The organism is Cellvibrio chitinivorans, from assembly GCF_035117775.1.
Classification (GTDB): Bacteria; Pseudomonadota; Gammaproteobacteria; order Pseudomonadales; family Cellvibrionaceae; genus Cellvibrio; species Cellvibrio chitinivorans.
The window spans coordinates 880,184-893,639 of record NZ_JAYKKN010000001.1; the positions used below are offsets into that span (position 1 = coordinate 880,184).

Annotated in this window: 13 protein-coding genes; 6 read left to right on the forward strand and 7 right to left on the reverse strand. The window is 48.1% G+C overall.

The genetic code is table 11. From position 1 onward, the window contains the following. Positions 1–172: 172 nt before the first annotated feature. Positions 173–1,663 carry a methyl-accepting chemotaxis protein gene (locus SPL68_RS03740; protein WP_323813728.1) on the forward strand — a complete coding sequence of 497 codons (1,491 nt, stop codon included), beginning with the start codon at positions 173–175 and terminating at the stop codon, positions 1,661–1,663. A gap of 76 nt (positions 1,664–1,739) precedes the next feature. On the opposite strand, the gene SPL68_RS03745 is transcribed toward SPL68_RS03740, so the two are convergent. Together SPL68_RS03745 and SPL68_RS03750 are read right to left on the reverse strand one after the other, a co-directional pair. Beyond that, entirely contained in the window at positions 1,740–2,654 is a 915-nt protein-coding gene (locus SPL68_RS03745) for a YihY/virulence factor BrkB family protein (RefSeq protein WP_323813729.1), read from the reverse strand. Next, entirely contained in the window at positions 2,651–3,832 is a 1,182-nt protein-coding gene (locus tag SPL68_RS03750) for a GNAT family N-acetyltransferase (RefSeq protein ID WP_416377405.1), read from the reverse strand. The genes SPL68_RS03745 and SPL68_RS03750 overlap by 4 nt, the downstream gene beginning before the upstream one ends. A gap of 117 nt (positions 3,833–3,949) precedes the next feature. Between SPL68_RS03750 and SPL68_RS03755 the strand changes: the two genes are divergently transcribed. From SPL68_RS03755 to SPL68_RS03765, 3 genes are all read left to right on the forward strand, one after another. Beyond that, entirely contained in the window at positions 3,950–4,603 is a 654-nt protein-coding gene (locus SPL68_RS03755; RefSeq protein ID WP_323813731.1) for an exopolysaccharide biosynthesis protein, read from the forward strand. A gap of 25 nt (positions 4,604–4,628) precedes the next feature. After that, entirely contained in the window at positions 4,629–6,203 is a 1,575-nt protein-coding gene (locus SPL68_RS03760) for a TerC family protein (RefSeq protein WP_323813732.1), read from the forward strand. A 374-nt stretch (positions 6,204–6,577) separates the two neighbouring features. Continuing rightward, complete coding sequence (locus SPL68_RS03765; RefSeq protein WP_323813733.1) at positions 6,578–7,138, forward strand: hypothetical protein; 561 nt, start codon at positions 6,578–6,580, stop codon at positions 7,136–7,138. 83 nt (positions 7,139–7,221) lie between these two features. Here SPL68_RS03765 and abc-f read toward each other — a convergent pair whose 3' ends face one another. Next, the gene (gene abc-f, locus SPL68_RS03770; protein ID WP_323813734.1) at positions 7,222–9,147 is read right to left on the reverse strand and encodes a ribosomal protection-like ABC-F family protein; all 1,926 of its coding nucleotides are present in this window, start codon (positions 9,145–9,147) and stop codon (positions 7,222–7,224) included. 50 nt (positions 9,148–9,197) lie between these two features. Here abc-f and SPL68_RS03775 point away from each other — a divergent pair, with 50 nt between their 5' ends. Continuing rightward, a complete protein-coding gene (locus tag SPL68_RS03775; RefSeq protein WP_323813735.1) occupies positions 9,198–9,695 on the forward strand; it encodes a TIGR02444 family protein in 498 nt (165 codons plus the stop codon). A gap of 8 nt (positions 9,696–9,703) precedes the next feature. Here SPL68_RS03775 and SPL68_RS03780 read toward each other — a convergent pair whose 3' ends face one another. Beyond that, complete coding sequence (locus tag SPL68_RS03780) at positions 9,704–9,940, reverse strand: DUF2789 family protein (protein WP_323813736.1); 237 nt, start codon at positions 9,938–9,940, stop codon at positions 9,704–9,706. Between the two features lie 144 nt (positions 9,941–10,084). Beyond that, positions 10,085–11,074 carry a hypothetical protein gene (locus tag SPL68_RS03785; RefSeq protein ID WP_323813737.1) on the reverse strand — a complete coding sequence of 330 codons (990 nt, stop codon included), beginning with the start codon at positions 11,072–11,074 and terminating at the stop codon, positions 10,085–10,087. Between the two features lie 443 nt (positions 11,075–11,517). On the opposite strand from SPL68_RS03785, the gene SPL68_RS03790 reads away from it, so the two are divergent. Continuing rightward, entirely contained in the window at positions 11,518–12,258 is a 741-nt protein-coding gene (locus SPL68_RS03790) for an FKBP-type peptidyl-prolyl cis-trans isomerase (RefSeq protein WP_323813738.1), read from the forward strand. Positions 12,259–12,330: 72 nt separating this feature from the next. On the opposite strand, the gene rsd is transcribed toward SPL68_RS03790, so the two are convergent. Together rsd and SPL68_RS03800 are read right to left on the reverse strand one after the other, a co-directional pair. Beyond that, on the reverse strand, positions 12,331–12,795 hold the full coding sequence (gene rsd, locus SPL68_RS03795; RefSeq protein ID WP_323813739.1) for a sigma D regulator: 465 nt from the start codon (positions 12,793–12,795) through the stop codon (positions 12,331–12,333). Positions 12,796–12,925: 130 nt separating this feature from the next. Continuing rightward, entirely contained in the window at positions 12,926–13,423 is a 498-nt protein-coding gene (locus SPL68_RS03800) for a disulfide bond formation protein B (RefSeq protein WP_323813740.1), read from the reverse strand. Between the last annotated feature and the right edge of the window lie 33 nt (positions 13,424–13,456).

The window sequence follows — 13,456 nt, forward strand, 5'->3', positions numbered from 1 at the left end:
AGAAATATTTATAAAATTCTCTATAGAAGTTTCGATAAAAGTTCCTGCAGGTGTTCCCGCTCAAAATAACTCAATCTTGCTAACGCATTTTTGCTCAAGATTGGTGTTACTTGGCCGTCATTATTACTGGTTAACTTAATAACTCTAATAGCCGACTCGATTCGGGGGAAACATGGTTCAAAAATCCTTACTGACCAAATTGATGATGGTCTTGATCGTCGCCATGGTGGCAATTGCCATTGTCGTGACCTTTACCAACTACAAAATCGCTTCAACAAGCCTCGAATCCGAGATGGAAGCAGAAACAGCGGCAATGATCGAATTGACCAATAGCTCCATTCTGGAAGCGGTGTTTGCCTATGATTTTCAGCAAGTGGAGGCGATTGCCAAATCCCTTGTGAACACCTCTTTGGTGACCTCGGTTAACGTAGTTGATCATCGCGGCAAATCCTTGGCGCAGGCGAGTGATGATGACCGCAGTGAACACCAGATTACCCGCACCGCCATTCCCATCGAATACAACGGCAGCACCATTGGCAGTTACGACATCAGCTTTTCCACTCAGGAGCTGCAAGACACTTTGGCTGGGCAGATTTGGACCAGTATCTGGACTGTATTGGCACTTCTCGCCGCCAGTTTGATCACCATCTACATATTAATTCGCAGTCTGGTATTGGCGCCGGTAGATGAAGTGACTCGTTCACTGGCAACCATCGCAGGTGGTGGTGGTGACTTAACCCGCCGTTTGCCAACTGGCAGCCAAAATGAAATCGCGGCTTTGGCGCACAATTTTAATCTGGTGATGGAGCATATCGCCGACATTATTCGCAATGTTGTGCAGGTTAACGACAAGGTGCGTGTCAACGTCAACAAAATGAGTGGCGCCACCGAAAGCACGGTTGATTCAACCTCCCAGCAGTTGCGTGAAATTGAACTGGTAGCGACAGCGGTGGAAGAATTATCGGCATCGGCGACTGAAATTGCTCGCCACGCTGGTGATACCGCCGAGCGCACTACCGCGACCAGCGTGCTTGCCGAAGAAGGTAATACCATCGTCAATCTCTCGCTGGACAATGTGAATCGCCTTACCGGGCAGATAGAGGCAACCGCGAAAAAAATTCAGGTGTTAAAAGATAATTCGGTGAATATCGGATCAGTGATGGAAGTGATTCGTACCATCGCCGAACAAACCAACTTGCTCGCGCTGAATGCGGCGATTGAAGCGGCGCGTGCTGGCGAGCAGGGGCGTGGTTTTGCGGTAGTGGCCGATGAGGTTCGTTCACTTGCGCAAAAAACCCGTTCATCTACCGAAGAAATTGAGTCGATTATTGTGCAGCTGCAACGCGCTGCTGATGAGGCGCATCAGGCGATGAACACCAGCACAGCCTCTGCACGGGAAACTATTGAAACGGCATCAAAGGTCGGCGGCGCATTGGATAAAATCCGCGCGAATATCGGTGTGATTAATGACATGAACCACCAAATTGCTACGGCATCGCATCAGCAAAGTTCAGTGGCAAATGAAGTGAGTAAAAATATCACCGCCATTCACGGCTTGTCGGAAAATGTGGTGGAGAACGCGCAGGTAGTGAATCACAGTGGTAGTCAGTTGATTAATGAAACCAGTGAACTGAAAAAACAAATCGATACGTTTAAAGTGTAGTTTTTTGTAGTTCAGTTATTTCCAGCGAATGAAAAAGCGAGCCGAATTTCTGCTCGCTTTTTTTATGCTTTTATTTTTATGTTGCGTTTGTTTTGCTGTCATTTGCAGTAGAAACTGCAAATTCGAGGGGCTGAATCTTTTCACCACAGCGGTCAGCGTAGATACGCGTAAATTCAGCGCCGAATAACAAAATTAATCCCGCATAGGAAACCCACAGCATAATTAAAATGACTGTCCCTGCTGCGCCATAGGCAGAGGCGGGTTCGCTGTGGCTGAAATAAAATCCCAATGCAAATTTTGCAAGCACAAACATAAGTGCAGTGACCAATGCCCCTATCCATACGTAGCGCCAGGGAACATTGGCATCGGGTAAGAATTTAAAAATCGCTGCAAACAATAGGGTAATCACGCCGAGGGAAATCGAAAAATCAATCATGCGGAACAAAATATTAAACATATCGGAAAAATAAACCGACACCCAGCCACTCAAAATACTGAGCAAAGTTGATAGCACCAGCGATACCAATAATAAAAATCCTACCGCCAGTATCAGCCCGAACGAAAACAACCTGTCCATCGCCATTTTAACTATTTTGCGTTTTGGCTCGGGTTTAACTTCCCAAATCTGGTTTAGTGTTTGCTGCAGCTGATAAAAAACACCTGTAGCACCAAATATTAATGTGCCTATGCCGAGTAAGGATGCAAAAGTAAAGTCGCGATTTACACTGGCATTGGCGATGATGGCCTCAATATCTTTGGCGGTATTGCTGCCGATCATGCCTTCTATTTCGGTGCTGATGCGGCGAGTAACTGCTTCATCGCCATAAAAATAGCCTGCCAGATTAATGATGATGACTAATAAACCGGGCAGGGAAAAAATAGTGTAAAACGAGATGACAGCTGTGCTTCTGAAAGGCTCGCGCTCCAGCCACTTGATAAATGTATCGCGAAAAATAAATGCTATATCTTTTGCCTGTTTGAACAGCTTCATTGTTCTTCCCTCTGTTTGAATGGCAGTGCATCGCGCACTTCATCGGCATAGTGTTGAATCGCCAGTGCTTCCTCGGCAATAAACTGATCGATGGCGTTACGAAATTGCGGCGCTTTGAGCCAGTGGTGTGAATAGGTAATTACTGGCTCAAAACCGCGTGCAATTTTATGCTCACCTTGGGCGCCGCCATCAAAGCGCGTTAAACCATTGGCGATGGCGTAATCTATTCCTTGATAATAGCAGGTCTCAAAATGGAGAAATTGATACTCTTCAAAACAGCCCCAGTAGCGACCGTAAAGTGTGTTCTGGTCGCGCACAAAAAGTGATGCGGCAATGACATTGCGCGCACCATTTTCCTGATCAACTGATGCGTTAATTAGCACCAAATTGCTACTCATGGTTGCGCCCAGTTGCTGAAAAAATTCAGCGTTTAAATAACCAGTGTGACCGCTGCGTTTTAAATAGGTATTGCGATAGAGCGCGTAAAAAACGTCCCAATCCTGAGCAGTTAATTGATCGGCAGTTTTTACCTCAAATTCAAAGCCCTGTTGTAGTACTTGTCGCCGTTCTTTGAGAATATTTTTGCGCTTGCGCGAACTCATGGTTGCGACAAAATCATCAAAGTTTCGGTAGTCGCGATTAAACCAGTGAAACTGGCAACCTAAACGTCGAGTGATCGAAGCTAACCCTGACGTGAAGCCTGCACTGGTATTATTGTCGGGAAATAAACTGTGCCAGCCGGAAAGATTTTCCGCACTGCATTTCGCGTGCAGCGTTTGCACTACAAAATCTAGTAATTGTGTTTGCGCTATGTCTGTGTGGCATAACACACGCGGGCCGACGCAGGGAGTAAATGGGATCGCATTAATCCATTTTGGATAGTAAGCGTAGCCGTAGCGGCGATAGGCATCGGCCCAGCTCCAATCAAACACATATTCGCCGTAGGAGTGGGTTTTTATATAGCCGGGCACGATCGCCAGCAATTGCGCGTTGACCAAATCATCCTGTGAGTAAATTAATAGATGCTGCACCTGCCAGCCGTTATTTGCCGAAGTGCATTGGCTGTTTTCGAGTGCGGCAAGAAATTCATGGCGGACAAACGGATAATCGGGCGGGCAGAGGCGATTCCAACTGGCCGCATCCAGCTCATGGATTGACTCGATAAAGCGCGCGTACACAGGCATCCCCTTTGGTGTTTTATTAACGTAAAGTTTGGCAACTATAAGGTGTCGCGCTAGTCATGGTCACGTGGACTACAGTAGAATCCGGCCATCTTGATTACGTCTGGTTGCTAAATGCCATCGTCCGAACCTGATTCAGGGGCACCTACCCTGGGTCACTCCAGTGTTAGCTTATCCTCCCTTCTGTTGGCTTTTGCCTCCAACTTCAGCGCCGAACGGGTGCGGGTACGGGATATTACCGAATCCCTCGGGCAGCGTTCATTTGGATTTATCCTGCTGATTTTCGCCCTGCCCAACTCTCTGCCGATTATTGGTATTCCCGGTGTCTCGACTATTACCGGACTGCCAATGTTATTTGTCGCTGTGCAAATGGCGCTGGGCCATGACCGCGTATACCTGCCACGTTGGATTGCCGATAGTTCGCTGGCCACCACCGACTTTCAAAAACTCATCAACAAAGTGGCGCCCTGGTTGATGCGCATCGAAAAACTGATGCGCCCCCGCATTGCCTTTCTTACTCACACCAATGCCGAGCGTTGGTTGGGTGCTTTTTGCGTATTGCTGGCGTTTTTACTGGCATTGCCAATCCCGTTTGGCAATTTATTGCCGGCATTGGGGATTCTGTTTATCGCGCTGGGGTTGATCGAGCGCGATGGTGTTTGTGTTCTGCTGGGCATCGCTATAGGTATTGCTGCCTGGATGCTGTTAAGTGGCCTGATCTGGGTCGCGGTGCAGACGGTGCTGACAATGCTGGACAAGATGGTATAGCGAGGATGATTGAGAGGAATGGCGCGTGGAATGGATAGCTGATCCCAGTGCATGGCTGGGGTTGTTAACCCTGATAGTTCTGGAAATTGTGCTGGGGATCGACAACCTGATCTTCATTGCGATTCTCGCCAACAAGCTACCGCCGCACCAGCGCGACAAGGCGCGGGTGATAGGTTTGAGCCTCGCGCTGTTGATGCGCTTGCTGTTGCTCACCGCCATCTCATGGCTGGTAACCCTCACTGAACCACTCTTCAGTGTCTGGGATAAAACCTTCTCCGGGCGCGATCTGATCCTGTTGCTCGGCGGTATTTTTCTCCTCTTTAAAGCCACAGTTGAGGTGCACGAGCGCCTTGAAGGCAAGCTGCATTTGCCGCGCAATACCAAAGCTCACGCCGCATTTGGGGCGGTTATCGCCCAAATTGTGGTGCTGGATGCCGTCTTCTCGCTCGATGCGGTAATCACTGCTGTAGGCATGGTGGAGCATCTGGAAGTCATGATGATCGCAGTAGTGATCGCCATGATCATTATGATTGTCGCCAGTAAAGCGCTTACCGATTTCGTGAATCGCCACCCCACCGTTGTCATGCTCTGCCTTGGCTTCCTGTTGATGATTGGTCTGAGTTTGATCGCCGAAGGCGCTGGCTTTGGCATACCCAAAGGCTATCTCTACGGCGCGATTGCCTTCTCGGTATTAATCGAAGTCTTTAACCAATTGGCGCGCTCCAACCGTACGCGTCATTTGATCGGCGAGCGGCCGCTGCGTGATCGCACCGCAGAAGCGGTTCTAAAATTACTCGGTGGCCGCAGCGATGCCGATGAAGTGGGTGCTGACATCGCCGGTATGACCGCTGCGCCAGCAGATGAAGAGCTTGCCTTTGAGCACAGTGAACGCACCATGATTCGCAGCGTGCTGCAGCTGTCGGAGCGCCCGGTGCAATCGCTAATGACACCGCGCCCGGATATTGTTTGGGTTGATGCCAATGCAACGCCCGCCGAATTGCTGGAGGTTTTGCAATCCACACCGCAAACCCGTCTGCTAGTCGCGCGCGATGAGTTGGATAATCTGCTCGGCGTAGTGCAAAGCCGCGATCTGCTCACTGCTGCGCTTGCGAACCAACCGCTGGATCTTGCGAAGCTCGCGCTTTCGCCGCTTGCCGTACCCGAAGGTACCAGCGCGCTCAAAGTGTTGGAAATGTTGCGGCAAGAATCGCTGCCGCTCGCGATAGTGATCGATGAATACGGCAGCATTCGCGGGTTGGTCACCACGGGTGATTTGCTTGCCGCAATTGCCGGCGAATTAGCCGACACTTACGACGAGCCGCTCGTGACCCAAGCAAATGATGGCTGGTTGCTTGACGGTAGTATCCCGCTGGAACAGGTCGATGAGTTATTGAATATCAAATTACCGCGCGGTGATGGTGAATATTTCACCCTTGCCGGTTTGCTTCTTGATCAATTGCAACACGTTCCCATCGCAGGTGAAGAAATTACGCTCGCGCATCATCAATTCATAATTGAAATGATGGAAGGGCGCCGAATTTTACGTGTGCGAGCGACCGCAATAGCGGAAGACTCTGGAATTGATCAAATAGGTTATTAATTTTTTGCTGAATAAAAAAACATCATTAGTGATGTAATTTGTAAGTGTGATATCGCACATCTTTTTATTTTTCTTTATGAGAAATTTATCACCGAAAATTAATGGCTCGTATTCTTGTGCAGCAATCAATTCGAGAACTGCCGCACTTCATCTTCGCTAGCTTCGTCAGATAATGCGCGCGCAAAAATACTACCCAAATTGAATTAAGTATTGCATTCAGGATTCATTCATCCTCACAACATACTATCGCTAATGAGCTTAGTATCGTCGGTGAACTGTACTGTCCGAAAATTTATTTTTTATCTTACTGTTTTTACGTCCGTTTTTTAGGAAGAAAAAATCGTAGCAAGTGACCATACCGGAGAGACCATATTATGAAAAACTCAATCAAAAAAATGACCTTCGCAATTGCAGCCGTTAGCTTGTGTTGCAGTGCTAGTGTAATGGCGCGCAGTGTTAGCTATAACTACGCTAGCCTTCAATATATTGATCAAGATGTAGATGATTACGATTGCAATCAAGACGGCTTGCGCATTGGCGGTAGCCTGGAATTGAATCAGGATTTCTTCGCGCTGGGTTCTTATAGTGATGTTAGCGGCGGCCGTTGTGGTTCCGAGAATTTAAACATCGGCCTTGGTTACCGCACGCTCTTTGGTGCAGATTCCAGTTTGTACGGCGCACTGAGTTTTGAAAATACATCAGTAGACTATGGCAATGATGATTCAGGTTTAGTTGCTGCAGTAGGTTTGCGTGGTTTTGTTGAGAACAATGTAGAGCTTAAAGTGCAATTAGCGCATCACACTGCATTTGACGGCAATACCGTATTGAGCGGCGGTGTGGCTTACTGGTTTGCGCCAAACTTCTCTGCAACTGCCGATGCTGGCCTTGGCTCAGAAACATCTGAAATCGCCTTGGGCGTGCGCATGAACTTCTAATTTCATTAGAAAGATTCATGTGAGCAAATAAAAAAACCGGCCTGTGCCGGTTTTTTTATTGATGAATTTAAATTAATAATCGGTCACTGGCTTGCCGCTTCCAACTCTTCACTTACCATCAGCCAATTTTCTTCCGTTTCTTCCAGCTGTGTTTGCAGTTTTGCCTGCTCTTGTAACAAAGGCTGCAAGGTCGCTTTATTTTTGTCTTCGTAAATTTCCGGATTGCTTAATTGGGCTTCTATTTCGCTCATACGCTTTTGGAGTTTTTCCATTTGGGTTTCGAGCGATTTCAATTTATTGGTGAGCGGTTTTAATTGCGCACGTGCAGCAGCAGATTGTTGGCGCTGCACTTTTTTATCTACTTTGTTATCGCTTTCGCTAGCCGCAACGGCTTCTTTTTCAGTATTAACGGCGGTGGTTTTTTGTTGTTGCATCCATTTGTAATAGTCTTCCAGGTCGCCATCAAATTCTTCGACTTTACCATCGGCAACCAATAAAAATTCATTCACTGTATTGCGCAACAAATGGCGGTCATGCGACACCACAATCACTGCACCTTCAAATTCTTGCAGCGCCATAGTGAGAGCGTGGCGCATTTCCAAATCCAAGTGGTTGGTAGGTTCATCGAGCAGCAATACGTTGGGTTTTTCCCAAGCAATAATCGCCAAAGCCAAGCGCGCTTTTTCACCACCGGAAAAATGGGTGATAGGTTCAAAGGCGCGGTCGCCGTGGAAATCAAAACTGCCGAGGAAGTCGCGAATTTCCTGTTCGCGTGCACTGGGCGATAAACGTTGGATATGCAGCGCAGCCGAGGCGTTGATATCCAAGGCTTCCAATTGATGCTGAGCAAAATAACCAAGCTTGAAATGTTCGCCGTTGGTGCGATCACCCGCCAGTAGCGGCAGCGAACCGGCGAGGGTTTTTACCAAACTGGATTTACCAGCACCGTTGGGGCCAAGCAGGCCGACACGAGTTTCCGCGCGAATCGCCAGCTCGACACTATTGAGAATTACTTTGCTGGTATTAGCATCGGTTTTGTAACCAATGTTGGCGCGTGCGATATGCACCAAGGGCACCGACATTTTATCGTGACATTTAAAGGTGAACGTAAAAGGCGAGTCGATATGCGCGGGCGCAATTTTTTCCATGCGCTCCAATTCTTTAATGCGACTCTGCGCCTGACGTGCTTTGGTCGCCTGTGCGCGGAAGCGGCGAATGTAATTTTCAACGTGCGCGATACGCGCTTGTTGTTTCTCATAACTCACTTGTTGTTGTGCAAGTTTTTCTGCGCGCTGGCGCTCGTAAGCAGAATAGTTGCCGCTGTATAGATCGAGTTTCTGGCGCTCGATGCACACAATGCGATCAACAATGTTGTCGAGAAAATCGCGGTCGTGCGAAATAATAATCAAAGTGCCGGGGTAGCGTTTCAGCCACTCTTCCAGCCACAGGGTTGCATCCAAATCCAAGTGGTTGGTCGGTTCATCGAGCAGCAATAAATCCGACGGGCACATGAGTGCTTGTGCGAGGTTCAAACGAATGCGCCAGCCGCCGGAAAAATCCGAAACAGGACGTTTATCATCGCCCGCTGCAAAGCCCAAGCCGTTTAATAATTGCTGCGCGCGCGACGGAGCAGTGTAGGCGTGGATATTTTCCATATCGCTATACAGATGCGCGAGTTTGTCGCCGTTGTGTTCCGCGTCGAGGTTGGCCTGTGCAATTTCCTGTTCCAGTCTGCGCAGTTCGCTATCGCCATCAAGCACATAATCAAGCGCGCTACGGCTGGTGTGGCCGACCTCTTGCGCCATGTGTGCGATGCGCCAGACTTTGGGAATGTCCAGCGTGCCGGTATCGCTCTGCAGCTGGCCGAGCAGTAATTGGAATAAAGTGGATTTGCCAGTGCCATTGGCGCCGATTAAACCGACTTTTTGGCCCGGATAAATGGTGAGATCGGCGCTATCCAATAAGAATTTAGCGCCGCGTTGTACGGAGATGTTTTGTAATTGAATCATGGCGCGCATTCTAGCAGACTTGCCCCAAACCCCTGCTAGCGGATTTTGCGATGCCTTCTGCCCTTTCTGATGACTTATCAGGCCTGTGGAATTTCTCCCTGGATGTCTACGCGCGCGCAGGCGTTGCCGATGCCTGTCTGCGTTTACAAGATGAGCATGGTGCTAACGTCAATCTGCTGCTTTGGTGTGCGTGGCTTGGGGCAAAGGGATATTCCCTTGAACAGGAGCAGCTACTGCAAGCGCAGCGAGTGATTGCATCCTGGGACGAAAATTATGTGAAGCCACTCCGCGCATTGCGGCGGAAAATGAAATCAGAGTTTGGTGTTGGCGATGCGAATATTGAGTCCGTTCGCAACAGCATTAAGCAAGCTGAGCTACATGCTGAGCGGCAGCTGCAATTTTGGCTTGAGCAGGTAATAACTGATGGTGAGAAAAACTGTGTTGATGCAGGAAAAATTGTGCGTGCAAATATTTTGCTTTATTTATCCCTAATAGGCGTTGTTGAAAACGCCTATTCAAAAAATCTTTTCGATGCGCTCGATTCCTGAATGAAGGATCAGTGGCGCAATAACGCTGAAAGTTGATCGACGGCTTGGCTCCAGTCGGCATCCTCTTTCAAGCTTTGATGAATTAATTGGCGCTGAGCCGGGCTCCAAAAATCCGCTTGATCCAGTGGTGTTCCCTCCGGCAAGTGATGATTTTTAATAAATTCCTCAATCGCCTGATCATTTGTTTCTAATCCCAATTGCGAAAACAGATCAAAAAAATCAGCGTAACCATTTGTGGTTTGCATGATGTACTCCTCCTTTTGAATGAATAACTATTTCATTGTATCTGTCTTTATTAGATATGAGCGAAGTATTAAGTTCACAACTGATTTTGTTGTTATAAAAAAAGGCACGCTAGGTGCCTTTTGTTGTGAAAACGCTGCTGCTCGTTAGCTCAGTGCGCCTTGGTCATCATCAAATGGTGATGACTTTTCAATTTCGGTTGTTGAGTCAGTTGTTGTATTAGTGGTGGCAGGTGCATCTGCAACAGTGCTTTCAGTAACTGATGTATCGGCCGCGGGAGTCTCGGTGGCGGGCAGTTCAGGCGCTGCTACAGGTGCAGGGTTGATAACCGCAGGCGTTTCCGGCGGAGAAATTGCCTGAGTTTCGTTAAGGCTCGCTACATCTTTTATATCAGCAGGTTTTACTTCAGCAGATTGTGTATCAGTTGGTTTTGATTTGGCGGGAGCTTTTTTCTCTGCCACTTTTTTTGGCGTTGGTTTTCTAACTGGTTTTTTGGGTGCTGCTACCTTTCCAGTTGTTGCTTTGGCGAGCGGTTGAGCATTTTCAATCGCTGGAGCAACTACTGCAGATTTGGTTTTGGCTGTTTTTGCGGTAGTTTTTTTCACTGCTGTACTTTTTGGCGCTGCTGTATTTTTAGGCACGGTGCTTTTCACAGGTTTAGCCGCAGCATTTTTTTCTACTGCTGTTGCAATTTGCTCAGTGCTTGCTGCTTTGGTTTTTTTTGCGTGTTTTTTTACTGACTTTTCCGCTTTGGCTGCTTTTTTAATTTTTCCCTTCAGTTGCGCTGCAATTTCCTTGGCGATTTCTTTGCTTGTTGCTTGCGCGCTTTTTAATGAGTTCAGCGCTGCTTGAGCAGTGGCAACTACTTTGGTTTGGGCAGTCAGATCTTTTTTGGCTTGATTCAGGCGCGCTTTGGCGGCGACAGTTTTACTGTCTTTAGCAGAAAGGTCGGCGACTTTTTTCTTGCTGCTTAGCAGTGCTTTAGTTGCTGCTGTTACAGCTTTTTCTGCGGCTGCGAGTTCTTGTGCACGCGCTTTATCCAGCGCAGTACTGAGTTTGGCGATTTCGAGTTCCAGTTCAGCAATTGCAGGCTTAGGGGCAGCAATTGATTTCTTTTTGGATTTGGAGGCGGCCATAAAAAATACCTGTGTGAAAAAAGCGTTGAATGTGCAAAAAGTGTTAAAAATGCGAGCAAAACGGATCGGCAATCTGCCATGGGAATTCGGGCGAATTGTAGCTGGGCGCCAATAAAAAGTGTATCGCCTTGGTAAGCGCAACATCCGTTATTGTGCATCGCAATTGCGCCGATTTTTATGCAATGAACTTTGCGGGGCTCAGATAGTCTGAATTCGTCCTGCTGACGGCTGATTTGTTCGCGCAGGTATAAATGGGGAGCAGCACACAGTTTGACCGGCCGTTTCATTCCTGCTGGCGCTAAAAACGCGCACATTTGCGTGTAGTTGGTATACCATTGCCGCCTGCTCTGGCGCTGCAGTACAGGGTGTCGGTTAAGACCCAGTGGGCGGTACGCTGCTTACAGACAACGATTACAAATCAATGATTACGAATAAGGTGAATTATGTTTAACAAACGTTTATTGGTTGTTGGCCTGATGGCTGCTACCGCAGGCATGATTGGCTGTAACAAAGAAGAAGCAAAACCAGTTGATGACAGCGCGAAGCTGGCGACTCTGGAACAAAAAGCCAACTACATCATTGGTCAAAACCTGGGCAAAAATCTGCAAAACGGTGGTTTGGCAATCGAGCCAGAATCACTGGCGTTGGCATTGACTGACGTGCGTGATGGCAAAGATTCGCGTATCAGCGAAGAAGACATGCAAAAAATCATGCAAGAAGTTCAGCAAAAAGCCATGGCGAAACAAGAAGAAGAGCAAAAGAAGCTGAGCGAAGCCAACATTGCTGAAGGCAAAAAATTCCTTGAAGAAAACAAGGCTAAAGAAGGTGTAACTACCACCGAAAGCGGCCTGCAATACAAAGTAATCACCGAAGGTAAAGGCGCCAAGCCAAAAGCGACTGACATTGTTACTGTTAACTATGTTGGCAAGTTGATCAACGGTACCGAGTTTGATAGCTCTATCAAAAACGGCCAACCAGCTACCTTCCCTCTGGACGGTGTAATTCCAGGTTGGACTGAAGCTCTGCAATTGATGCCACAAGGCTCCAAGTGGGAAATCGTTATCCCATCAGAATTGGCTTACGGTGCTGGCGGGCAAGGTCCAATCCCTCCTTCATCTACTTTGATTTTCGAAGTTGAATTGTTGGAAATCAAAGCGCCAGAAGCTGCTCCTGAGTCGAACTAAGTTTTTCATAAACTTGGCCGATAAAAAAACCCGCTCTTGAGCGGGTTTTTTTATGCTGCAGGATTGGTTGGATTAGCTGACCAAGTCCTTGTGCGATGTGTGCAGAACGGAAATCAAACGATCTTCAGCGCTGAAGCGAACTTCAAGTGCTTCGCCGAGTTGCGATAAGTCTTCGCTGAGTGAGCTGATGTCATCGGTTTCCAGATACTTGTCGTTGAAGTCGAGCAGGCGTTCGGTAGTTGCATCAATGGTATCGTAGAGTTTGCCGGCTTCTTGCAGTGCGTCGGCATCGTCAAACTCGCGTCCTTCTTTGATCAATTGGTCGTAAACTTCAAAGTGACCAGCGGATACATAGTCCACCAGAATCTGGCAAAAGCTGCGCAATTTGTCGCCGCGTTGCAGTTCGCTCAAGTTTTGATCCAGGCCGCTGAGTGCGCAGTATTGCACCAGCATTTCCTGACGTTCTTCCAGCCAGCGATCAATAATTTCGCTTACGCCACCCCAGCGCTCTTTGGCAGTTTTGCAATTTTCTAACATCAGATAGTCCTATGCGTATTCAGTGCAGCGTGTTGTTAATGAGGCCGCACCTGGCCTCAAGAGAACTCAACCGCCGCTAATGGTGTTGAGTTCGCCACAATAGGCCATCTTATCTGCAAGGGCAAGACGCCTAGGCCAGTTTGTCCTGCTTGCGAATCAGTTGGTATAAATTGACGACAGCCAAGCCGATAAAGGCCATAAACGTCCATGCGGCGAGGCTGAGGCCGAGGATTTTATCGACATGGGCGCAGTTGCCATCACCCTGTAATAACAGCTTGAGCGCGTCCATAAACGGGAAAACTTCAAACATATACGCAAGGCCGGGCCCGCAGGCAGGCACTTGATCGGCGGGTAGGCTTTGCAGCCAGAGTTGGCGGCCGGCAAAACAGGCACCTAATATCGCACTGATGATGCCCAAAGAAGCGTAAACACGGCGGCCTGTAGGTTGGGGGTTATGGATAGCGGCTGCTAATGCGAGCAGACCGGTAAGTACCACAAAACCGCGCTGGGTGATGCACAAGGAACAGGGGATCATTTTCATCACGTGTTCCATGTAAGCGGCGGCGAGCATCATGAGAGTACAGACAACAAAGATCAGAAAGTTGGTGTTGCGAACGCTGGGGAGCATAGTAAATCCTTAAAATGGGATGCTTCTTATCGT

What these genes read in the sequence shown, in the direction of transcription:
- SPL68_RS03740 (WP_323813728.1), top strand. Translation starts at nt 173, where the DNA reads ATGGTTCAAAAATCCTTACTGACCAAATTGATGATGGTCTTGATCGTC.
- SPL68_RS03745 (WP_323813729.1), bottom strand. Translation starts at nt 2,654, where the DNA reads ATGAAGCTGTTCAAACAGGCAAAAGATATAGCATTTATTTTTCGCGAT.
- SPL68_RS03755 (WP_323813731.1), top strand. Translation starts at nt 3,950, where the DNA reads ATGCCATCGTCCGAACCTGATTCAGGGGCACCTACCCTGGGTCACTCC.
- SPL68_RS03765 (WP_323813733.1), top strand. Translation starts at nt 6,578, where the DNA reads ATGAAAAACTCAATCAAAAAAATGACCTTCGCAATTGCAGCCGTTAGC.
- abc-f (WP_323813734.1), bottom strand. Translation starts at nt 9,147, where the DNA reads ATGATTCAATTACAAAACATCTCCGTACAACGCGGCGCTAAATTCTTA.
- SPL68_RS03775 (WP_323813735.1), top strand. Translation starts at nt 9,198, where the DNA reads ATGCCTTCTGCCCTTTCTGATGACTTATCAGGCCTGTGGAATTTCTCC.
- SPL68_RS03780 (WP_323813736.1), bottom strand. Translation starts at nt 9,940, where the DNA reads ATGCAAACCACAAATGGTTACGCTGATTTTTTTGATCTGTTTTCGCAA.
- SPL68_RS03785 (WP_323813737.1), bottom strand. Translation starts at nt 11,074, where the DNA reads ATGGCCGCCTCCAAATCCAAAAAGAAATCAATTGCTGCCCCTAAGCCT.
- SPL68_RS03790 (WP_323813738.1), top strand. Translation starts at nt 11,518, where the DNA reads ATGTTTAACAAACGTTTATTGGTTGTTGGCCTGATGGCTGCTACCGCA.
- rsd (WP_323813739.1), bottom strand. Translation starts at nt 12,795, where the DNA reads ATGTTAGAAAATTGCAAAACTGCCAAAGAGCGCTGGGGTGGCGTAAGC.
- SPL68_RS03800 (WP_323813740.1), bottom strand. Translation starts at nt 13,423, where the DNA reads ATGCTCCCCAGCGTTCGCAACACCAACTTTCTGATCTTTGTTGTCTGT.